Genomic DNA, 22,072 nt, shown 5'->3' with positions numbered 1-22,072 from the left:
TATCAAGGAGCCTACCTCCCTCTAGTGTTGTCTTTAAAAGACTTCAAGCAGCTCTGCTTTAAGATAGGCGGGAAGGAGAACCCTCCCCGCAGTAAATTAGTTCTTATTCAACTGTTTCAGCAGTCTCTTCTACCGCTGGAGGCAAGATGCCAAGTGATTCTGCTGATGGCAGGTCTTCGTCTTCTTCAAGATCGCGAAGCTCGATTTCCTCGTCATCAATCGTCATCATCTTCACATCCATACCTAATGACTGAAGTTCTTTGATCAATACTTTGAATGATTCAGGAACACCTGGTTCTGGAACGCTTTCGCCTTTAACGATGGCTTCGTATGTTTTCACACGACCTACCACGTCATCGGATTTTACTGTCAAGATTTCTTGAAGTGTGTAAGCAGCACCATAAGCCTCAAGTGCCCAAACCTCCATCTCCCCGAAACGCTGACCACCGAACTGAGCTTTACCACCCAGCGGTTGTTGCGTAACAAGTGAGTAAGGACCTGTAGAACGAGCGTGAAGTTTATCGTCAACCATGTGCGCAAGTTTGATCATGTACATGATTCCGACAGAGACACGGTTATCAAATGGTTCTCCAGATCGACCATCATAAAGAACGGTTTTCCCGTCGCGGTTCATTCCGGCTTCTTCCATTGTCTCCCATACGTCTTCTTCATTCGCTCCATCAAATACTGGAGATGCCATATGAACGCCAAGTGTACGAGCAGCCATACCTAAGTGAAGCTCAAGTACCTGCCCGATGTTCATACGAGATGGTACACCAAGTGGGTTCAACATGATATCAACTGGAGTTCCGTCTGGAAGGAAAGGCATATCTTCTTCCGGCAAGATGCGAGAGATAACCCCTTTGTTTCCGTGACGACCCGCCATTTTATCTCCGACAGAGATTTTACGTTTTTGTACGATGTACGCACGAACCAATTGGTTTACACCTGGTGGAAGCTCATCGCCGTCTTCACGGTTGAATACTTTCACGTCTAGGATGATTCCGCCGGCACCGTGTGGCACACGTAGAGAAGTATCACGTACTTCACGCGCTTTTTCACCGAAGATTGCGTGTAACAGGCGCTCTTCTGCAGTTAATTCGGTAACCCCTTTAGGTGTTACTTTACCAACCAAGATATCGCCATCGCGTACTTCAGCACCGATACGGATAATTCCGCGATCGTCTAAGTTACGAAGTGCTTCTTCTCCGACGTTTGGAATATCACGAGTGATTTCCTCTGGCCCAAGCTTTGTATCACGAGACTCTGACTCATACTCTTCAATATGAACAGAAGTGTAGACGTCGTCTTTAACAAGACGTTCACTCATGATGACAGCATCCTCATAGTTGTATCCATCCCAAGTCATGAAGGCAACAAGAACGTTACGACCTAGCGCAAGCTCTCCAGCTTCCATAGATGGACCGTCCGCAAGAATGTCTTTTGGTTTTACAACATCACCAACACGAACGATCGGGCGCTGGTTGTAGCTTGTCCCTTGGTTCGAGCGGATGAATTTTTGTAATTTATACGTAGTTAAGTCGCCTTTCACTTCTTTGCCATCGACTTCTTCGATACGGCGAACGCGAATTTCTTTTGCTTCTACATGTTCTACGATTCCGTGGTACTTCGCTACTACAGCAGCACCTGAATCACGAGCATTGACGTGCTCCATACCTGTTCCAACAAACGGTGCTTCTGGGTTTAATAGAGGCACGGCTTGACGTTGCATGTTCGCTCCCATTAGGGCACGGTTGGAGTCATCGTTCTCTAAGAACGGGATACAAGCTGTCGCAGCCGAAACAACCTGTTTCGGTGAAACGTCCATGTAGTCGATTTGCTCGCGGCGGAATACCGTGTTATCTCCACGGAAACGACCAACGACTTCTTCATTAGCAAAGCTACCGTCTTCAGTTAGAATCGAGTTCGCTTGTGCTACTACATAGTTGTCTTCTTCGTCAGCTGTTAAATAATCAATACGGCTTGTCACTTGACCCGTTTCTGGATCAACACGACGGTATGGCGTTTCGATGAAACCGAACTTGTTCACTTTCGCGAAGCTCGATAGGGAGTTGATCAAACCAATGTTTGGTCCCTCTGGCGTTTCAATCGGACACATACGGCCATAGTGAGAGTAGTGAACGTCACGTACTTCAAAGCCGGCACGCTCACGTGTCAAACCACCTGGTCCAAGTGCAGATAGACGACGCTTGTGCGTAAGCTCTGCAAGTGGGTTGGTCTGATCCATGAACTGAGATAACTGAGAACTACCGAAGAACTCTTTAATCGACGCGATAACAGGACGGATGTTGATCAGCTGTTGCGGTACGATCGATTGTGTGTCGTTGATAGACATACGCTCACGTACAACACGCTCCATACGAGAAAGACCGATACGGAACTGGTTCTGAAGAAGCTCTCCGACTGAGCGCAGACGACGATTTCCTAAGTGATCGATGTCATCTGTGTTTCCAACATTGAATAATAGGTTAAAGAAGTAAGAGATCGAAGAAATGATATCCGCTGGTGTGATATTTTTTATTTCTTCTTCTACGTACGCATTGCTGATAACCGTAATTTCTTTTTGGTTCTCATCATTCGGTGCGTAGATTTTGATCGCCTGAATTGTGATGTCGTCTTCTAGAACGCCACCCACTTGAGAAAGTGTTTTGAATCCAATGCCGTTTTCAAGGTTTGGAATCAGACGGTCTAACACACGACGGTCAATCATTGTACCTTCTTCAACGAGGATTTCTCCTGTTTCCGGATCGACTAATGTTTCAGCGATCGTTTGGTTGAATAGGCGGTTTTTGATGTGAAGCTTTTTGTTCATTTTGTAGCGACCTACATTCGCTAAATCATAACGCTTCGCATCAAAGAAACGAGAATAAAGAAGGCTCTTCGCGCTTTCTACTGTCGGCGGCTCGCCCGGACGTAGACGCTCGTAGATTTCAAGAAGTGCTTTTTCTGTAGTTTCTGTGTTGTCTTTTTCTAATGTATTGCGAAGGTATTCGTTGTCTCCAAGAAGATCGATGATTTCTTGGTCAGTGCCGAAACCTAGAGCACGCAATAACACAGTAACCGGTAACTTACGAGTACGGTCGATACGGACGTAAACTACGTCTTTTGCATCAATTTCATACTCAAGCCACGCACCACGGTTTGGAATCACTGTAGCGCCGAAGCCTTTTTTACCGTTTTTATCTGTTTTGTCATGGAAATATACACTAGGGGAACGAACTAACTGAGAAACGATAACACGCTCAGCACCATTGATGATGAATGTGCCTGTCTCTGTCATAAGTGGGAAGTCACCCATGAATACGTCTTGCTCTTTTACTTCGTCTGTCTCTTTATTGTGAAGACGAACTTTCACACGAAGTGGCGCTGCATACGTAGCATCACGTTCTTTTGATTCGTCTACTGAGTATTTAGGTTCGCCCAGCTTGTAGTCGACGAATTCCAGAGAAAGATTCCCTGTAAAATCTTCGATTGGCGAGATGTCTTTAAACATTTCACGCAATCCTTCTTCTAAAAACCACTCATAAGATGCCGTCTGAATCTCAATCAGATTCGGAAGATCAAGCACCTCACTGATACGCGCAAAACTTCTGCGCTGGCGGTGTTGTCCGTACTGAACTAGTTGACCTGTCAACTTATTCACCCCTCAAGAAACAATTTTCTTTCTATGCTGCAGTGCAGCGATAAAGACAAAAAGAAAACGAGTTCTAAGTTAGAGCTCATTTTCGATTACATAAACAAATTGATGAAGCATGCTTTAAAAATGGGCATACTCCTACAAAATAATATTTTTGCATTTTATTATAATATCATAGCCATTTTGTCAAGTCAATATTTCTTGGCGTTTAAAATCCAATATCCCTTGACTTTTTCTACGACTTCTACTTCACTGAATAGTTCCTCGAGAAAGTCTTTTGTAGATGGTGCCCCTTGTTTCTTTTGGATGACGACCCACAATTCTCCGCCCGAAGCCAAGCGATCATACGCTTGTTGGTAGAAGCGAAAGATGGTTTCTTTCCCCGCACGAATTGGAGGATTGGTGATGACCGCAGCCAGTTGATCTGGCACACGTTCCATTCCATCACTCACGGCAATTCGCACATTTTGAATCCCGTTGCGGCTTGCATTTTTCCCGGCAAGCTCGACTGCTCTCTCATTGACGTCTACCATGTGGACTACGCGGCCTGGAAAATCTTTGGCGAGCGTCAGTCCAATCGGACCATAGCCACATCCAACATCAGCGAAATCCCCTTCTATCTGAGGCGCTTGAAATGCTTCCATGAGCACACGGGAGCCAAAATCTACTCCACTCTTGCTGAAAACTCCCCTGTCCGTCTCCAATGTGAACTGATGGCCACGACCGGTATGCGAAATGCTGGACGGCTTGCTTTCTACATTTGGGCGATTCGAATAATAGTGGTTGCTCATGATAGTTCCTCCTTCCCAAAACGTAAAAAGAAGAAAAGCCCGTCACCAATATGACGGGCTTTTCAATGTAAGAAGTAAGAAATTACTTAACTTCTACGTTAGCGCCTACTTCTTCAAGTTGAGCTTTGATTGCTTCAGCATCTTCTTTAGATACGCCTTCTTTAAGTGGTTTTGGTGCGTTGTCTACTACTTCTTTAGCTTCTTTCAAGCCAAGACCAGTGATTTCACGTACCACTTTGATTACTTTAATTTTTTGATCGCCAGCAGAAGCTAGGATTACGTCAAATTCAGTTTGCTCTTCAGCAGCAGCTGCACCAGCGCCACCAGCCATAGCTACAGGAGCTGCAGCAGTTACACCAAATTCTTCTTCGATTGCTTTTACTAGGTCGTTAAGCTCAAGAACTGTCATTTCTTTGATTGCTTCTAAGATTTGCTCGTTTTTCATTTTAATTTCCTCCTATTTGGATATAAGTTTATGAAGCTACGAGGCTGCTATTAAGCGCCTTGCTCTTCCTTTTGTTCTGCAACAGCTTTTGTTGCAAGCGCGAAGTTGCGCATTGGAGCTTGAAGTACAGAAAGTAGCATAGAAAGTAGGCCTTCGCGTGATGGAAGTTCTGCAAGAGCTTTAACGTCTGCTGCAGATGCAACCGTACCTTCGATGATTCCCGCTTTGATTTCAAGCGCTTCGTTCGTTTTTGCGAAATCGTTGATGATTTTCGCTGGAGCTACTACATCTTCGTTAGAAAATGCAACAGCGTTTGGACCTGTTAAGTGCTCGTTTAATGCTTCAAAGCCAACAGACTCAGTCGCACGACGAGTAAGTGAGTTCTTGAATACTTTGAACTCCACTCCAGCTTCACGAAGTTGTTTACGAAGTTCTGTTACTTGCGCAACGTTTAAACCACGGTAATCAACAACGACAACAGAAGCAGCAGCTTGGAATTTCTCAGCGATTTCTTTCACTTGCACTTGTTTTGTTTCGATTGCTTTGCTCATAGTGGCACCTCCTATTAGAATTGCCATTTATACCGACAAAAGAAAAGCCTCCGGATCTCGAAAGACACGAAGGCAGGAAAAGTCATCATCAAAAAGAATCTGAATTTTGCTTGTCCTCGGCAGGAACATTAAGCGCGTGAAGCGCACCTGCTGTCTTCGGTACAAATGATTAAGTTACAACAAGAGACATCTTAACAGATGTCTCTCGGAGTTGTCAACAATTATTTTGCTGCAGCTGCAGCGTCGATTTTCACAGCAGGACCCATAGTTGTTGTTACAACTACAGACTTCATGTAAACACCTTTAGCCGCTGATGGCTTAGCTTTTTGAATTGTTTCAAATACAGTTTTGAAGTTTTCTACTAGCTTTTCGTTGTCGAAAGAAGCTTTACCGATTGGAGCGTGGATGATTCCAGCTTTATCAGCGCGGTATTCAACTTTACCTGCTTTGATTTCGTTAACAGCTTTTGTTACATCAAATGTAACTGTACCTGTTTTCGGGTTTGGCATTAAGCCTTTTGGTCCTAATACACGACCGATTTTACCAACTTCACCCATCATGTCTGGAGTCGCTACGATCACGTCGAAGTCAAACCAACCTTGTTGGATTTTGTTGATGTAGTCAGCATCGCCCACGAAGTCAGCGCCAGCAGCTTCTGCTTCTTTAGCTTTGTCACCTTTAGCGAATACAAGTACACGCTGAGTTTTACCAGTTCCGTTTGGAAGCACCACTGCTCCACGGATTTGCTGGTCGTTTTTACGAGTGTCGATTCCAAGACGGAATGCCACTTCAACAGTTGCATCGAAGTTCACAGTGCTAGTTTCTTTAGCAAGTGCGATTGCCTCGTCAACAGAATATAATTTTGTACGGTCTACTAATTTCGCCGCATCTTGTAATTTTTTACCTTGTTTAGCCATTTTAAAATGTCCTCCTCATAGTGGTCTTAGCGGAATAAACCTCCCACAATTAAGGGCTGTAGCTATTCATGATATGAACAACTACAACCCCCAAAAACAAACGCGTCATAAAAACGTAAACACGGTATTAGTCTTCGATCGTAATACCCATGCTACGTGCAGTACCTTCAACCATCAACATAGCTGCTTCAACAGATGCTGCATTTAAATCTGGCATTTTTTGTTCTGCAATTTCGCGAACTTTATCACGTTTCACCACTGCCACTTTTACGCGGTTTGGTTCACCTGATCCAGATTGAATACCAGCTGCTACTTTAAGTAGAACTGCTGCCGGTGGAGTTTTTGTAATGAATGTAAATGAACGGTCTTCAAATACAGAAATTTCAACCGGAATGATTAGTCCTGCTTGATCAGCAGTACGTGCGTTGAACTCCTTACAGAATCCCATGATGTTCACACCTGCTTGACCTAGTGCTGGTCCAACTGGTGGAGCTGGATTAGCTTTACCTGCAGGGATTTGTAGTTTAACAACTTTAATCACTTTTTTAGCCACGAGACACACCTCCTTAAGTCCGTGATGTGGTAATAGGGTTGCCCCTCCCACTCAATATCTGTCTCTCAGCGTTACGCTGCTTACAGTAATAAAATTTGTTAGGCAGACTTTTTCAGCCTGACCTTTGAAATGATACTATAATTCCCAAGGTTTCGCAAGTGCGAAATGGAAATTATATTTTCTGAACTTGCTCATAGTCAAGTTCCATGTTTGTTTCACGGCCGAACATGTCGACAGAAACTGTGATTTTGCCCTTAGAGCCGTCGATCGCTTCAACTTTCCCTTGGAAGTGTGCAAACGGTCCTTCAAGTACTTCAACCAATTCGCCAATTTCAAAGTCCATTTCCACTTTACGCTCGGACATACCCATTTGCTTCAGGATGAAGTCAACTTCTTCAGGAAGAAGTGGCGTCGGCTTTGTACCGCCACCTGATGACCCGATGAATCCTGTTACGCCTGGAGTGTTACGTACAACGTACCAAGCGTCATCCGTCATGATCAATTCAACCAAAACGTACCCCGGGAACGTTTTACGCATGACTGTGCGTTTTTTACCATCTTTATAATCTGTCTCTTGCTCTTCTGGAATGATGACGCGGAAAATCTTGTCCTGCATTCCCATCGTCTCAACGCGCTTTTCAAGGTTTGCTTTTACTTTGTTTTCATACCCAGAATACGTGTGGACAACATACCAATTCTTCTCCATCGGTGTGGAATCCTCCTTTTTTCTTTCCAAATGAAAAAACCCGTTCAAGTACGGGCTATTCGTTCACATATCAAACTGCTGCTGCTTACAGATCAAGATACCAACGGAACAGTTCTGTAATTCCTAAATCAACTAGAGCAAAGAATAACGCAACAACTACAACCGTGGACAGTACAATGATCGTGTAACGTGTAAGTTCCTTACGGCGCGGCCAGCTGACCTTACGCATCTCAGAAACGACGTTTTTAAAGAAATTACCTACATTAGCCATTCGAGCTAAAACCTCCATGCGTGGGATCTTACGATGTATGTTTACAGTGTTTGCTTATGAAGTGTATGTGCATTGCAATGGGCACAAAATTTCTTGCGTTCAATACGCGTTGATGTCGTTTTGGCAGGAACGATATAGTTACGGCTGCCACACTGTGTACAACTTAAACTGATTTTTTGAGACATACCATTCACCTTTCGGCGTGTAGAGTCTTTTACAAGCGTAACACCTGAATTTTCCTGTGTCAATAACAGATATGAATCCCCAATCAGCTCATAACACTCACTTCTGCATAGCGTTCCAATTTGCGTTTGACCCGCTGCAGAGCGTTGTCGATGGACTTGACGTGACGGTTCAGCTGCTCTGATATTTCCTGATAGGATTGCCCTTCAATGTATAGCATGAGCACTTGCTGCTCTAAATCACTGAGCATCTCGCCCATCTTCTCTTCAATAAAATCAAAGCTCTCTTGGCTGATCAGCAGCTGCTCCGGATTGTCGATGACGGTGCTAGCAATGGTATCAAGGAGTGTTCGCTCTGACTCCTCGTCAAAATACACCGGCTTATCGAGTGAGACGTACGAGTTCAGCGGAATGTGCTTCTGTCGCGTAGCCGTCTTGATAGCCGTAATGATTTGACGCGTGATGCATAGCTCAGCAAAAGCTCGGAAGGACGTGAGCTTCTCCTCGCGGAAATCACGAATGGCTTTATAAAGACCAATCATGCCTTCTTGTAAGATATCTTCCCGGTCGGCACCGATCAGGAAATACGACTTGCCTTTCATGCGGACGAGTGGCTTGTATTTGGTGATGAGAAAATCGAGTGCTTCTGTATTGCCGGCATGAATGAGTTCTAGAACCTCTTCATCCGACTGCTGTGAAAAGGGAGCATGCCCATGTGCTGTCTTATCCATGAAGTCACCTCGGATGCGCTTGTTACCTCTAGTATACAGAAGTTGGGAAGTGCCTTCAATGCATCATTTCAATCCTCTGCGCCATTTTTCAAAAATTTCTGCCACTTCTTGCGTCAGCGGAATCTTAGAATGAGCATTTGTGGACTGAATTGTCCGTACTTCCTTAGTGATCTGTGTCTCGACAAGCTCCATCTCAATCTCTAACTCTCGCGCGGATTTCCGAAGAGCTCCTTGCGCAAAGATGACCCATTGTTCGATGGAATCGGATGTTGCTACGATCACTTCTGTCCGGCGATTGATCAGCTGTGCAGCTAATTTTTCAATGCGTTCATCTGCAGTTTCGTTCTCACGTGTATAAATGATTTGCAGCTTATACTTCTGTTCTTTCGCCTCGATACCAGGCACCAGATGCGCGTCAAATACAATGATGACCTCGCACCCCATAAATGCCTGGTATTCAGCCATATGCTCAATCAACCGGTCGCGCGCATCTAGCAGCTTTGTGTCTTTAAGCGCGCGCAGCTCTTTCCAAGCCCCGATGATGTTGTAGCCATCAACAAGAAGAATCTGCTTCATATCAGGACCCTAGAGGATGACGGTTTCGGTACACTTCATACATCAAAAGCGACGCAGCAACAGAGGCGTTCAGGCTCGTGACGTGGCCAATCATTGGCAAGTGGTACAAGAAGTCACACTTGTCTCGGAGTAGGCGCCCCATTCCTTTGCCTTCTCCACCGATGATGATAGCAAGCGGCAGTGTCGCATCCATTCGGCGGTAGTCTGTAGAACCTTTTGCGTCTGTTCCTGCAATCCACACGCCACGTTTTTTTAACTCATCAATCGTTTGAGCAAGATTCGTCGCTCGGTGTACCGGCACGTGTTCGATGGCACCTGTTGAAGCTTTCGCTACAACTGCCGTCAGACCTACAGCGCGTCGTTTTGGAATGATGATACCGTGAACTCCTGAAGCGTCTGCCGTACGTAAAATCGAACCAAGGTTATGCGGGTCCTCAAGTTCATCTAGGATTAAGATGAATGGGTCTTGCCCCTGTTTTTCAGCAAGCGCAAACATGTCGTCAAGCTCTGCGTAGCTGTAAGCAGCTACGGAAGCTACGACGCCTTGGTGAACGGAGTCTGTTAACTGGTCGAGTTTTTTCTTAGGAACGAACTGGACGATGACGCCTGCTTCCTTCGCCAGTTTGACGATTTCCGCAACGCCCCCTTTTTGCGTTCCTTCTCCGATCCAGATTTTGTTCATCTCACGGCCGGCTTTTAATGATTCAAGGACAGGGTTCTTCCCTGCGATAATTTCACCAGTCTGTGTTATATGTTCTGTCATGATGTTGCCTCCTTTCGGCTATCGATCAACTCGATGGCATAACGTAGCAGTTCTTCTACTCGGTCGTGTTCGCCGCGTAGGTACAGGCTGCCGAGCACAGCTTCAAAACCTGTGCTCGCTCGGTACGTCTGCACATCGGTATTTTTCGGGACAGTACCGGACTTGGCATTTCTGCCGCGTCTGTACGTCGCCATTTCTTCTTCGGTCAAAAATTCGTTTTCAAGCATGGTATGGACGATTAAGCTCTGCGCCTTGGCAGAGACGTAATTCGTTGCTTCTCGGTGCAGCGCGTTGGGACGGATCATCCCGTTCACCAATAGGTGTTCGCGGACCGCACGTTCAAGTACGGCATCCCCCATATAGGCAAGCGCCAAAGCATTCAGTTGTTTCACATCAGCAGGAGTTAAAGTCATCTAGTTAGCCCCGCTTCCAGCGGACACCCTGTGCAGTGTCTTCAAGCAGAATGTTGAGCTCTTTCAGCTGGTCGCGAATCTCGTCGGCACGTGCGAAGTTGCGGTCTTTACGAGCTTGATTGCGCTCTTCGATCAATGAATCGATTTCTTCGTCCAACAATTCTTTTTCAGCAGCCACTTTCAAACCGAGCACTTGCATGAACTTTTCTAGTGTTGATGCATATGCCGTCAACACAGCTACAGACGTCTGGTTCTGCTTCAAATAGACGTTTGCTTGCTTCGCAATCTCAAACAGCACAGCAATCGCATTCGCCGTGTTGAAGTCATCGTCCATCGCGTCTTCAAACGCTTTGATCTGTTCGTTCAACTGGAATGTCCACATGTCGTCTTGATCCCCAAGGTCTGCTGAGTGCTCTAGACGATGCAAGACATTCGTATAAGACGTGCGAATACGGTCAAGTCCTGCCTCTGCTTGCTCCACAAGCTCTCCTGAATAGTTGATCGGATTGCGGTAATGCACGCTGAGCATGAAGAAACGAAGTACTTGTGGGTCGATATGCTTGCGAATGTCGTTGACAAGGACGAAATTGCCTAGTGACTTTGACATCTTCTCGTTGTCGATATTGATGTACCCATTATGCATCCAGTAGCGCGCGAACTCTTTATCGTTGTGCGCTTCTGACTGAGCAATTTCGTTCTCATGGTGCGGGAACGTCAAGTCTTGTCCACCTGCGTGGATGTCGATTGTATCCCCTAAAATGTCTCGTGCCATAACAGAACATTCGATGTGCCATCCTGGACGGCCGGCGCCCCATGGGCTTTCCCAGGAGATCTCACCTGGCTTCGCCGCTTTCCATAACGCAAAGTCAAGCGCGTCTTCTTTTTTCTCGCCGACTTCAATGCGAGCGCCACTCTTCAAGTCGTTGATGTCTTGATGAGACAGTTTGCCGTAGCCTTCGAACTTGCGAGTGCGGTAGTAAACGTCTCCTTGCGACTCGTACGCATAGCCTTTGTCGATAAGCACTTGAATGAAATCGATGATCTGGTCCATATGGTCCGTCACGCGAGGGTGGTCGTCTGCACGATGGCATCCCAGTGCCTCGATGTCCGCAAAGTAGGCTTCGATAAAGCGCTCTGTCAGTTCAGAGACTTCTTCACCAAGCTCGTTTGCTGCCTTGATGATTTTATCGTCGACGTCTGTGAAGTTCGAGACGAAATGAACGTCGTACCCGCGATACGTCAGATAGTTGCGCACTGTATCGTAGACGATGACAGGACGGGCATTCCCAATATGGATGTAGTTGTAGACAGTCGGTCCACACACATACATCTTCACCTTTCCTTCTTCTAACGGAACGAATGTCTCCTTTTCACGAGTCAACGTGTTGAAAATACGAATGCTCATTGTCCTCTCTCCTCTCGTAATTGCGCACTTAGACGATCTAATTCTCGTTGCAGCTTCTGAATGCAGTCTTCCATCTGCTGACAGCGTTCATCCACTGGGTCCGGAATGTTTTGATGGTTTAAGTTCTGCTTCACACGGACACCGTCTAATACGACGACTTTTCCTGGTATACCAACGACGGTAGCATTGGATGGAACATCTTTTAACACCACGGACCCGGCTCCGACCTTGCTGTTATCCCCTAATGTGATAGAGCCCAGTACTTTGGCCCCTGTGGCGACAAGCACGTTGTTACCGAGCGTCGGGTGACGTTTTCCTTTCTCTTTCCCAGTTCCACCAAGCGTGACTCCTTGGAAGAGAATACAGTCGTCTCCGATTTCACAGGTCTCACCAATCACGACTCCCATGCCGTGGTCGATGAAGAAGCGGCGGCCGATTTTAGCTCCTGGATGAATTTCAATTCCAGTAAAGAAGCGACTGACTTGCGAGACAACGCGCGCTAGGAAAAATAATTTATTACGAAATAGTGCATGTGCGATGCGATGTGCCCAGACAGCGTGCAATCCGGAATAGGTCAAGACAACTTCCAAGACGCTGCGTGCTGCGGGATCTTGCTCGAAGACGGTCGCAATGTCTTCTTTCATACGTGTGAACATGCAGGTTCCTCCTTTTGCATACATAGATTGTGATACGGTCGTTCAATTTGACGACCGACAAGTTTGTTTTAAGGACCGAGAGCAGGGATTTGGTGCCCGAGTGATTCCATTTAAAGACCCAAGACGCTCATTTCACGCCCCAAGTAGTATTATGGAAACCAAATCACACCCACTCTCTCTCACGAAAAAAGCGCCCCGTCTAGTCAAATCGACTAGACAGAGGCGCTGGTTGCACGGTTCCACTCTGATGAGGAATTCTTCAAAAAAGAATCCCACTTTTCCTACCCGTAACGAGGGCGAATCGTCTGGCCTACTACTAGTTCAGCACAGCGCTCAGAGGTGCATTTCAAAGTTGCATTGGCTCAGGTCACTTTCAGCCGGTGGTGACCCTCTCTACGGGAGCATACGTCTTTTACTTCTCCTCATCGAAGCTTTGATATCGTTCATGTGGTTTTAATTTTACTCACACTGAAAAGAAAGTCAACTTTATTGTTTAGCGAACTTTTCAACGCGAGCGAGTACTTTGTCTTTCCCTAGAAGAGCTAGGGCATTTGGCAGATCCGGACCATGAGTCTGGCCTGTAGCAACGACACGGATTGGCATGAACAAGCCTTTTCCTTTTGCACCCGTCTCTTTTTGAACAGCTTTGATAGCCGCTTTGATAGCATCTGCTTCTAATGTATCCATTGCTTCAAGCTGCGCTTTAAATGCCGTCATGACCGCAGGCACTTGTTCTTCGTTCAGAACAGCCATCGCCTCGTCGTCATAATGAAGCTCATCTGCAAAGAACAGCTCTGACAATTCTACGATTTCTGCACCGAAGCTCATTTGCTCTTGGTACAACGCTACCAGTTGGTTTGCCCAAGTTGCTTGCTCTTCCGTAAGTTCTGCAGGCAGCTTGCCTGCTTGTTGAAGATGCGGAATAGCCATAGCAGCGACTTCTTCAGCAGATAATTTCTTCATGTACTGGTTGTTCATCCATGTTAGTTTATTCGTATCGAACATAGATGGTGACTTCGATAAGCGTTTTTCATCGAACAACTCGATCAACTGCTCTTTAGAGAAGATTTCTTCTTCTCCTTCTGGAGACCAACCAAGTAATGCGAAGAAATTGAACATTGCTTCAGGTAGATAGCCTAAATTTTTATATTGTGTGATGAACTGAATGATCGACTCGTCACGTTTTGAAAGCTTTTTACGGCTCTCGTTGATGATCAACGTCATGTGACCATATTTCGGCGCTTCCCAACCAAATGCGTTGAACACCATGATTTGCTTTGGCGTGTTGGAAAGATGCTCTTCCCCACGAAGCACGTGGCTAATCTTCATGAAGTAATCATCAAGAACAACTGCATAGTTGTAAGTTGGAATGCCGTTTGCTTTCACAAGCACCCAATCCCCAACATCTTTTGATTCAAACGTAACCGTTCCACGAACCATATCTTCGATTGTGTACGTCACATCTGCAGGAACACGCATACGAATCGTGAACTTTTCACCAGCTGCTTCTTTTGCAGCGACTTCTTCAGCGCTCAAGTTGCGGCAAGTTCCTTTGTACATAGGAGCAGCAATTCCAGAAGCCTTTTGCTCTTCACGCTCTGCTTCTAGTTGTTCTGGTGTACAGAAACATTTGTAGGCATGGCCTTCTGCTAGCATCTTTTCAGCATGTTCTGTATAGATATCTAAACGTTCCATTTGACGATACGGACCGTAGTCTCCACCGATATCAACGGACTCATCGTAGTCGATCCCTAACCAACGAAGGTTCTCAAGCTGCGACAATTCGCCACCTTCGATGTTGCGTTCAATATCCGTATCCTCGATGCGGACGATAAATTTCCCGCCGTGATGGCGAGCAAATAAATAATTAAAAAGCGCTGTGCGGGCACCGCCGATATGGAGTTGACCAGTCGGGCTCGGTGCGTAGCGTACGCGGACTTCATTCGTCATGGGGTGTTCCTCCTCTAAAATTCACTTGTACCATTCTATCACTGGATAGGCGATAGAGAAAGTTTATTTTTGTACTAATAGAATCGTTGCAAGAGCTGCAATTCCTTCTTCGCGTCCGGGGAAGCCTAGCTTTTCTGTTGTCGTCGCTTTGACGTTGATCTGAGACTCGTCTGCTTCAAGAAGCTCCGCAATACGCCTGCGCATTGCAGGAATATGCGGTGCCATTTTCGGACGCTGTGCGATGATCGTACAATCAATGTTTCCTAGCACGTAGCCTTTTTCTTTGACGATGTTCCAGCAGTGCGTCAACAGCTTTGCTGAATCCGCGTCTTTAAAGGCTGGATCTGTATCTGGGAAGTGACGCCCGATATCCCCTTCTCCGACAGCACCTAAAGCTGCATCCGTGATCGTATGAAGCAACACATCTGCATCTGAGTGGCCGACTAAACCTCGCTCATGAGGAACCGTGATTCCTCCGATGATCAATGGGCGTCCTTCTTCAAAAGCATGTACATCAAATCCTTGTCCAATACGCATTAGTTGTTCTCCTTTCGTCGTTTCAAAATCAATTCTCCAATTAATAAATCGTCTGGTGTCGTCATTTTTTGGTTGTCATACGAACTCTCTACGACATGAACCGGTATGCCTGCGCGTTCCGCAAGCATCGCTTCGTCTGTTCCTAAAAACCCGTCCTGTTGCGCCTGTTCCGCCGCTTCGAATAAAAGTGGGTAGCGGAAAGCCTGTGGTGTTTGGACCGCCCACAATGTTTCCCGGTCAATCGTCTCTTCCACACGTCCGTCCCTCACAAGCTTCATCGTGTCTTTTGCTTTCACTGCCGCTATTGCGCCACCTTCTGCCGCCGCTTTTTCAACGAGAGCATGAATCGTTGACTGCAAGATGAACGGTCTCGCTGCATCATGGACTAGTACAACCTGACATCCATAAGCAGCCTTCAGCGCTTCAAAGACACTGTGCTGGCGTTCACTTCCCCCTTGAACGAGGTGAGTAACCTTTGTAAGCTTGTACGTTTCGACAAGCTCTTTAATGATGTTCCGTTCTTCTTCTTTAATAGCAAGAACAATGGCCTCACACCAAGGATCTTGCTGAAACACTTGCAACGTGTGCGCAAGGATCGGCTGACCTTCTAACTCTAGAAACAGCTTGTTGTGCTTAGCCCCCATTCGCTTCCCACTTCCCGCGGCAGGGAGCACCACTGTATAGTTCATATGTAAACACCTTTCTATCTGTTGTAAACAAACGGAATCTCGGTCCAACGTGCAACCGAGATTCTGTGGCTATTTCGATTCGAGTGGCTTGGCGAAGATCATCCGGCCCGCAGAAGTTTGCAACACACTTGTTACTTCCACTTGAATGGCTTGGTTGATATACGCTTTTCCGCCTTCTACAACAATCATCGTACCATCATCGAGGTAGGCAACGCCTTGATTTTGCTCTTTTCCGTCTTTAATGATGACGACTTGCATCACTTCACCTGGAATAACAACAGGTTTCACTGCATTTGCAAGGTCGTTAATATTTAACACAGGAACATTGTGCAGTTCACACACTTTATTTAAGTTGAAGTCATTGGTCATGACGACCCCTTTTTTCTTCTTAGCAAGTTTCATCAGCTTGAGGTCCACTTCGTGTGTATCGTCGAAATCGTCATCTACAATCTCAATCGGAGTGGCACGCTCTGCCTGCAATCGTTTTAACACATCAAGTCCTCGTCTACCACGAGTTCGTTTTAGAGTGTCTGAAGAATCGGCAATATGCTGGAGCTCTGTCAACACGAACTGAGGAATAACAAGCGTCCCTTCTAAGAAACCCGTATCGGAGATGTCTGCGATTCTTCCGTCAATGATGACGCTTGTGTCGAGAAGCTTGTAGTTCGGTGCATCTGAAACAGCTAGTTCCTCTTCCGACTTCTTTTTCGATGCCGGAGGGCGGACACCTGAAAAAATGGACATCATCTCTTCCCGTTTTTTAAAGCCTACTTGGAATCCTAAATACCCTAAAACAAGCGATAACAGGACCGGGACGACCGATCCGATAGCAGGTAAATCCAAGGTATTGATAGCACTCCCAAGAAGAAATGCTACGACTAGTCCCAGTACCAGTCCGATGGTTCCAAACACCAAGTCCCAGACAGGTGTATTCAGTAATCTTTCTTCCATCCAGCGAATGAACGTCACCAGATAATCTGTTATAAACAATGCGGCCACGTATAGTAACACGGCCCCTACTAAAATGGATACGTACGGATTGGCAATCCACGGGTTGTCGGATAAATTCATAGCTTCGTATAAGTGCGGTAATAAAAATAACCCGAGTGTACCACCAATCAGAATAAACGCGATTTGAATGATCCATTTAAGCATGTCTCCACCTCCTTATCAGTTGTCTTTTCATTATACGCTTACATTTTCTTGTCCGTCCACGCGGAGCCTAAAGAAAAAGCCATAGACCCGAAAAGGTCTATGGCAAGGAAATCATTCTTCGCGAAAGGCTAACTTCATGGCCTCGTTCACGCTATCAACACCAATGACTTGAATGCCTGCTGGGAAGTCCCAGCCTCCCAAGTTACTAGCGGGTACAATCACCCGTTTGAAGCCAAGTTTCGCTGCTTCTTGTACACGTTGTTCAATGCGCGACACGCGGCGGATCTCACCCGTCAGTCCCACTTCTCCGATAAAGACATCGGTCGGTTTTGCTCCCGTATCTCGGAAGCTCGAGACGACGCTAACGAGAATCGCGAGATCAATAGAAGGTTCATCTAGCTTCACGCCCCCGGCTACTTTGATGTAGGCATCTTGTGTCTGCAGCAGCATCCCCATCCGTTTCTCAAGGACGGCCATGAGGAGCGAAACGCGATTTTGGTCAACACCTGTAGCCATTCGTTTCGGATAGTTAAAGCTCGACTGCGTGACGAGCGCTTGAATCTCGACAAGAATCGGTCGTGTCCCTTCCATGGATGCCACGATAGCAGACCCTGGTGCTCCGTGCGAGCGTTCCTGTAAGAACAGCTCCGACGGATTCAGCACTTCTTTTAAACCGGCTTGAACCATTTCAAAAATGGCAATCTCGTTCGTCGAACCAAAGCGGTTCTTTTGCGAACGTAAGATGCGGTACGTATGGTGACGTTCTCCTTCAAAGTACAGAACAGTATCTACCATATGTTCGAGTAGTCGAGGTCCCGCAATCTGCCCTTCTTTCGTTACGTGACCGACTAAGAAGATTGCAATATTTTTCGTTTTCGCAATGCGCATCATTTCCGCTGTACATTCACGTACCTGAGACACACTACCTGGTGCACTCGTCACTTCCGGATGGTGCACCGTCTGAATGGAGTCGATGATGACAAACTTCGGCTGCACCGTTTCAATGGTCTCATTGATGAGCTCAAGATTGGTCTCAGCATATAAGTACAGCTCACTCGATGCCACTCCGAGACGTTCTGCTCGAAGCTTTGTCTGCCGGACAGACTCCTCCCCAGAGATGTAGAGCGTGCGCATATTTTTATTCGCAAGAAGCGAAGATACCTGAAGAAGCAGCGTAGATTTTCCGATACCCGGGTCCCCGCCGATCAATACTAAAGATCCTGGTACGATTCCGCCACCTAACACGCGGTTCAACTCGCCAAGAGACGTGTCGACGCGTGGCTCTTCTTGTGTTTCCACAGAGTTGATGGGAGTTGCTTTACTCGATGGGCCATCTGAAGTGACAAAAGAACGCTTCGGCCCTTTCGTAACCACTTCCACTTCTTCTACCATCGTATTCCAGTTCCCGCATCCCGGACATTTCCCCATCCATTTTGCCGATTCGTAGCCACAATCATTACACATAAATTTGGTTTTTCGTTTTGCCATGTCTACCTCCTATGGAACGTGCGTTCTCTCTAGTATACCGTAATTTCTTTAGAACGAAAAACAACACCCCATGCATGCGATATCATGGGGTGTTGGATGAAAGTTACTCACTCACTGGCTGTGCTTTTTGCGTACGAACGACGAACTCGTCGTTTTCCACATCGAACAGGATGTGTTGGCCAGTCAAGACTTCACCTTTTAAGATTTCTTCAGATAGGCGATCCTCTACGTGTTTCTGTAGAGCACGGCGCAGTGGACGAGCACCGTAATCTGGATCATAGCCTTCTTTCGCAATCTTATCTTTAGCGGCTTCCGTCAGCTCTAACTCAATATCTTGCTCTTTCAAGCGTTTTGTCAGTTGGTTCGCCATCAAAGTGACGATTTCTTTTAAGTGCTCGCGCTCTAAAGAGTGGAACACAATCATTTCATCAAGACGGTTTAAGAATTCTGGGCGGAACGCCTTTTTCAGTTCTTCAAGCATCTTCGACTTCATGTCTTTATAGTCTTTAGAAGAGCCTGCCTCTTGCAAGTTGAAGCCCACATACTTGTTGTACTTCACAGCATCTGCTCCGACGTTCGATGTCATGATGACCACCGTGTTGCGGAAATCGACTGTGCGACCTTTTGAATCTGTCAGACGGCCGTCTTCTAGTACTTGCAGTAAGATGTTGAATACATCTGGGTGCGCTTTTTCGATTTCATCTAGTAGGATGACTGAGTATGGTTTGCGACGCACTTTCTCCGTCAATTGACCACCTTCATCAAACCCTACATATCCTGGAGGAGAACCGACTAGGCGAGACGTTGAATGTTTCTCCATGTACTCAGACATGTCGATTCGAATCATCGCGTCTTCATCCCCAAACATCACTTCAGCAAGAGCTCGTGCAAGCTCGGTCTTCCCGACACCTGTTGGCCCTAAGAAGATGAAGGATCCAATAGGACGTTTTGGATCTTTCAGACCCGCTCGTGCACGGCGAATCGCACGAGAGATGGCGTCGACAGCTTCCGATTGACCGATGACACGTTCGTGCAGTGTCTCTTCAAGCTTCAACAGCTTGTCAGATTCAGTTTGCGCGAGTTTCGAAACCGGTACACCTGACCACATGGATACGACAGTTGCGATGTCTTCTACAGTGACTTCTGTCTCTGCCTTCCCTTGTTTTTCTTTCCAGTTGTCTTTCAGTTTCTCAAGTTCATCTTTTAACTTCTGCTCTTTATCACGGAATGAAGCCGCTTTTTCGAACTCTTGGCTTTGAACCGCAGCATTCTTTTCAGAACGAAGGCTCTCGAGCTGTTGCTCCATCTCTTTTAAGTTCGGTGGCGTCGTGTACGAGCGAAGACGAACTTTTGATCCTGCTTCATCAATCAAGTCGATCGCTTTATCCGGTAAGAAACGGTCCGAGATGTAGCGGTCTGACATTTTAACAGCTGCTTCCACAGCAGCATCTGTAATTTTCACACGGTGATGCGCTTCGTAACGGTCACGAAGGCCGTAGATGATTTGGATAGCTTCTTCAACAGATGGCTCATCCACTTGAATCGGTTGGAAACGACGCTCAAGCGCTGCATCCTTTTCGATATATTTACGGTACTCATCGAGTGTAGTTGCACCGATACATTGCAATTCTCCACGAGCTAAGGCTGGCTTCAAGATGTTGGATGCATCGATGGCACCTTCTGCTCCACCTGCTCCGATCAATGTGTGCAACTCATCGATGAACAGGATGATATTGCCCGCTTGGCGAATCTCGTCCATTACTTTTTTCAGACGGTCTTCGAACTCACCGCGGTATTTTGTACCAGCGACTACAGTACCCATGTCCAGTGTCATAACGCGTTTGTCACGTAAGATTTCAGGTACTTCGTTGTGAACGATCTGCTGAGCAAGACCTTCTGCGATTGCCGTCTTACCAACACCTGGTTCCCCAATTAGAACTGGGTTGTTTTTCGTGCGACGCGCCAAGATTTCAATGACACGCGTGATTTCTTTGCTACGTCCGATGACTGGGTCAAGTGTGCCTTCACGCGCAATCTGAGTCAGGTCACGTGCTAGACCATCAAGTGTTGGCGTGCTCGCTGTAGACGTTGAAGATGAAGAGGCTGAGTTGTTCGCCTGCTCACTGCTTCCTAGTAAGTGCAGTACTTGTTGACGCGCTTTGTTCAAGCTGATGCCCGCATTGCTTAGTACACGAGCCGCAACACCTTCGCCTTCACGAATTAGTGCTAATAGCAAGTGCTCTGTACCGATATACGAGTGACCAAGCTTACGAGACTCATCGACTGAAAGCTCGATTACTTTTTTCGCACGAGGTGTATAGTGAACGATCGGACCGACGTCTTTCTCGCCTGTTCCGACCAACTCTTCAATGCCTTCTTCAATAGCTTTAGGGTCGACGTTACTAGCTTCTAAAGCTTTAGCCGCAATCCCGTTGCCTTCACGAATCAGTCCTAAAAGGATATGTTCAGTGCCAATCGCTTCATGTTTTAAACGAATGGCTTCTTCTTGAGCTAGTTGAAGCACTTTTTGTGAACGTTGTGTAAAACGATTAAACATCATATGAATTCTCTCCTTTTTCTTCTATAGTCAACCGTTCCCTAATCATTTTCGCCCGAAACACATCGCGGTCTTTTGGGGATAAAGAGGATCCGGCATATTGCTGTAAAAATCCTGGCTGCATGAATACCATGCATTCATTCAAAATCGTTTTGCTGACGTGGGTGATGATTCCCAGATCGATAGCAAGACGTACATCTGATAAACAAGAAGCTGCCTCTTCTGTTGATAACATCCGTGCATAACGGAGTGTCCCGAGGGAGCGGAACAACTTGTCTTCTAAGATGATACGCGAATGAGACAACAGGGCTTGCCTTGCTTCTCGTTCTTTTTCAATCAGTTGTTTGGTCAAGCCTTGCAATTCTTGCAAAATCTCGACTTCTGCTTTTCCAAGCGTCACTTGATTGGACACTTGATAGACGTTGCCGAGAGCTTCACTTCCTTCTCCGTAAATGCCCCGAACTACCATACCGAGTCGGTTGATAATCGGTGCGATTTTGGCCATCTGTTTTGTGGCGGTTAGTGCCGGCAAATGCATCATCACAGAGGCTCGAAGTCCCGTCCCTGTATTGGTCGGGCACGTTGTCAGATAGCCGTACTTTTCATCAAATGCATAACTGACTTCACGGTCAAGCACGCGGTCAATATTGCGCGCTTGTCTGTAGGCTTCTTCGAGTTGAAGCCCTGGCAAGATGCACTGGATACGTAGATGATCTTCTTCATTAATCATGATGCTGAGGGATTCATCTTCTGAAATCACGGCAGCCGATTCATATTCGGCTTCGATCAAGCTTGGGCTGATCAAATGTTTTTCAATCAACACTTGCTTATCGAGCGGATCGAGCTGTTTCATTTGATACGACGTGAACTGCTGAGGAAGCTTGTCAGCATCGAGCAAAATGCCCGTCACGGTCTGTTCGATTCTATGCGCTTCGTCTTCAGTAAATGCTAAAGGGAAGCGATAGCCATCCAAGTTTCGTGCTAGACGGATGCGGGTGCTCATAACGATATCGGCATATTCCCCGGTACTTTCCATCCAGCTTGTCACTTGGTTCTTCAGAAAGCGGTCCATATCCAT

At 46.4% G+C, this 22,072-nt stretch carries 22 protein-coding genes and 1 other annotated feature; all 22 genes read right to left on the bottom strand.

Annotation, left to right across the window (positions count from 1 at the left end):
* Nucleotides 1–103 precede the first annotated feature (103 nt).
* On the bottom strand, nt 104–3,655 hold the full coding sequence (gene rpoB / locus CQS04_RS10705; protein WP_100354134.1) for a DNA-directed RNA polymerase subunit beta: 3,552 nt from the start codon (nt 3,653–3,655) through the stop codon (nt 104–106).
* Between the two features lie 194 nt (nt 3,656–3,849).
* Entirely contained in the window at nt 3,850–4,449 is a 600-nt protein-coding gene (locus tag CQS04_RS10700; protein WP_100354133.1) for a class I SAM-dependent methyltransferase, read from the bottom strand.
* An 82-nt stretch (nt 4,450–4,531) separates the two neighbouring features.
* Nucleotides 4,532–4,894, bottom strand: coding sequence for a 50S ribosomal protein L7/L12 (rplL, locus tag CQS04_RS10695; protein ID WP_100354132.1), 363 nt, complete (start codon nt 4,892–4,894; stop codon nt 4,532–4,534).
* A 50-nt stretch (nt 4,895–4,944) separates the two neighbouring features.
* Nucleotides 4,945–5,445 (bottom strand): 50S ribosomal protein L10, encoded by a 501-nt coding sequence (gene rplJ / locus CQS04_RS10690; RefSeq protein WP_094942223.1) that lies wholly within the window; start codon nt 5,443–5,445, stop codon nt 4,945–4,947.
* Between the two features lie 31 nt (nt 5,446–5,476).
* Nucleotides 5,477–5,623 (bottom strand) — a sequence feature (ribosomal protein L10 leader region).
* Between the two features lie 43 nt (nt 5,624–5,666).
* Nucleotides 5,667–6,362: a 50S ribosomal protein L1 gene (gene rplA, locus CQS04_RS10685; protein ID WP_094942224.1), complete on the bottom strand. Its 696-nt coding sequence runs from the start codon at nt 6,360–6,362 to the stop codon at nt 5,667–5,669.
* A gap of 127 nt (nt 6,363–6,489) precedes the next feature.
* Nucleotides 6,490–6,915, bottom strand: a complete 426-nt coding sequence (gene rplK, locus CQS04_RS10680; RefSeq protein ID WP_165767464.1) for a 50S ribosomal protein L11 — start codon at nt 6,913–6,915, stop codon at nt 6,490–6,492.
* 172 nt (nt 6,916–7,087) lie between these two features.
* Entirely contained in the window at nt 7,088–7,621 is a 534-nt protein-coding gene (nusG, locus tag CQS04_RS10675; RefSeq protein WP_094942226.1) for a transcription termination/antitermination protein NusG, read from the bottom strand.
* Nucleotides 7,622–7,706: 85 nt separating this feature from the next.
* The gene (gene secE / locus CQS04_RS10670) at nt 7,707–7,892 is read right to left on the bottom strand and encodes a preprotein translocase subunit SecE (protein WP_094942227.1); all 186 of its coding nucleotides are present in this window, start codon (nt 7,890–7,892) and stop codon (nt 7,707–7,709) included.
* Between the two features lie 41 nt (nt 7,893–7,933).
* Entirely contained in the window at nt 7,934–8,077 is a 144-nt protein-coding gene (rpmG, locus tag CQS04_RS10665) for a 50S ribosomal protein L33 (RefSeq protein ID WP_094942228.1), read from the bottom strand.
* An 83-nt stretch (nt 8,078–8,160) separates the two neighbouring features.
* Entirely contained in the window at nt 8,161–8,805 is a 645-nt protein-coding gene (gene sigH, locus CQS04_RS10660) for an RNA polymerase sporulation sigma factor SigH (protein WP_100354131.1), read from the bottom strand.
* A 63-nt stretch (nt 8,806–8,868) separates the two neighbouring features.
* The gene (locus tag CQS04_RS10655; RefSeq protein ID WP_100354130.1) at nt 8,869–9,381 is read right to left on the bottom strand and encodes an NYN domain-containing protein; all 513 of its coding nucleotides are present in this window, start codon (nt 9,379–9,381) and stop codon (nt 8,869–8,871) included.
* A gap of 1 nt (nt 9,382) precedes the next feature.
* Nucleotides 9,383–10,144, bottom strand: a complete 762-nt coding sequence (gene rlmB / locus CQS04_RS10650; RefSeq protein WP_100354129.1) for a 23S rRNA (guanosine(2251)-2'-O)-methyltransferase RlmB — start codon at nt 10,142–10,144, stop codon at nt 9,383–9,385.
* Nucleotides 10,141–10,557 carry a Mini-ribonuclease 3 gene (locus CQS04_RS10645; RefSeq protein WP_100354128.1) on the bottom strand — a complete coding sequence of 139 codons (417 nt, stop codon included), beginning with the start codon at nt 10,555–10,557 and terminating at the stop codon, nt 10,141–10,143. The genes rlmB and CQS04_RS10645 overlap by 4 nt, the downstream gene beginning before the upstream one ends.
* Nucleotides 10,558–10,561: 4 nt before the next feature.
* Entirely contained in the window at nt 10,562–11,962 is a 1,401-nt protein-coding gene (cysS, locus tag CQS04_RS10640; protein WP_100354127.1) for a cysteine--tRNA ligase, read from the bottom strand.
* Nucleotides 11,959–12,618: a serine O-acetyltransferase gene (gene cysE, locus CQS04_RS10635; RefSeq protein ID WP_100354126.1), complete on the bottom strand. Its 660-nt coding sequence runs from the start codon at nt 12,616–12,618 to the stop codon at nt 11,959–11,961. The genes cysS and cysE overlap by 4 nt, the downstream gene beginning before the upstream one ends.
* Nucleotides 12,619–13,104: 486 nt before the next feature.
* A complete protein-coding gene (gltX, locus tag CQS04_RS10630) occupies nt 13,105–14,568 on the bottom strand; it encodes a glutamate--tRNA ligase (protein WP_100354125.1) in 1,464 nt (487 codons plus the stop codon).
* 63 nt (nt 14,569–14,631) lie between these two features.
* Nucleotides 14,632–15,105, bottom strand: coding sequence for a 2-C-methyl-D-erythritol 2,4-cyclodiphosphate synthase (gene ispF, locus CQS04_RS10625; RefSeq protein ID WP_100354124.1), 474 nt, complete (start codon nt 15,103–15,105; stop codon nt 14,632–14,634).
* Entirely contained in the window at nt 15,105–15,794 is a 690-nt protein-coding gene (gene ispD / locus CQS04_RS10620) for a 2-C-methyl-D-erythritol 4-phosphate cytidylyltransferase (protein ID WP_100354123.1), read from the bottom strand. The genes ispF and ispD overlap by 1 nt, the downstream gene beginning before the upstream one ends.
* Nucleotides 15,795–15,863: 69 nt before the next feature.
* Nucleotides 15,864–16,949, bottom strand: coding sequence for a PIN/TRAM domain-containing protein (locus CQS04_RS10615; protein WP_100354122.1), 1,086 nt, complete (start codon nt 16,947–16,949; stop codon nt 15,864–15,866).
* A 111-nt stretch (nt 16,950–17,060) separates the two neighbouring features.
* Nucleotides 17,061–18,437 carry a DNA repair protein RadA gene (gene radA / locus CQS04_RS10610; RefSeq protein ID WP_094942239.1) on the bottom strand — a complete coding sequence of 459 codons (1,377 nt, stop codon included), beginning with the start codon at nt 18,435–18,437 and terminating at the stop codon, nt 17,061–17,063.
* A 103-nt stretch (nt 18,438–18,540) separates the two neighbouring features.
* Nucleotides 18,541–20,997 (bottom strand): ATP-dependent Clp protease ATP-binding subunit, encoded by a 2,457-nt coding sequence (locus CQS04_RS10605; protein WP_100354121.1) that lies wholly within the window; start codon nt 20,995–20,997, stop codon nt 18,541–18,543.
* On the bottom strand, nt 20,987–22,072 hold the full coding sequence (gene mcsB / locus CQS04_RS10600) for a protein-arginine kinase McsB (RefSeq protein WP_100354120.1): 1,086 nt from the start codon (nt 22,070–22,072) through the stop codon (nt 20,987–20,989). Before mcsB ends, CQS04_RS10605 begins: the two co-directional genes overlap by 11 nt.

Source organism: Chryseomicrobium excrementi, from assembly GCF_002798305.1.
GTDB lineage: Bacteria > Bacillota > Bacilli > Bacillales_A > Planococcaceae > Chryseomicrobium > Chryseomicrobium excrementi.
This window is presented reverse-complemented; position numbering and strand designations above follow the sequence as displayed.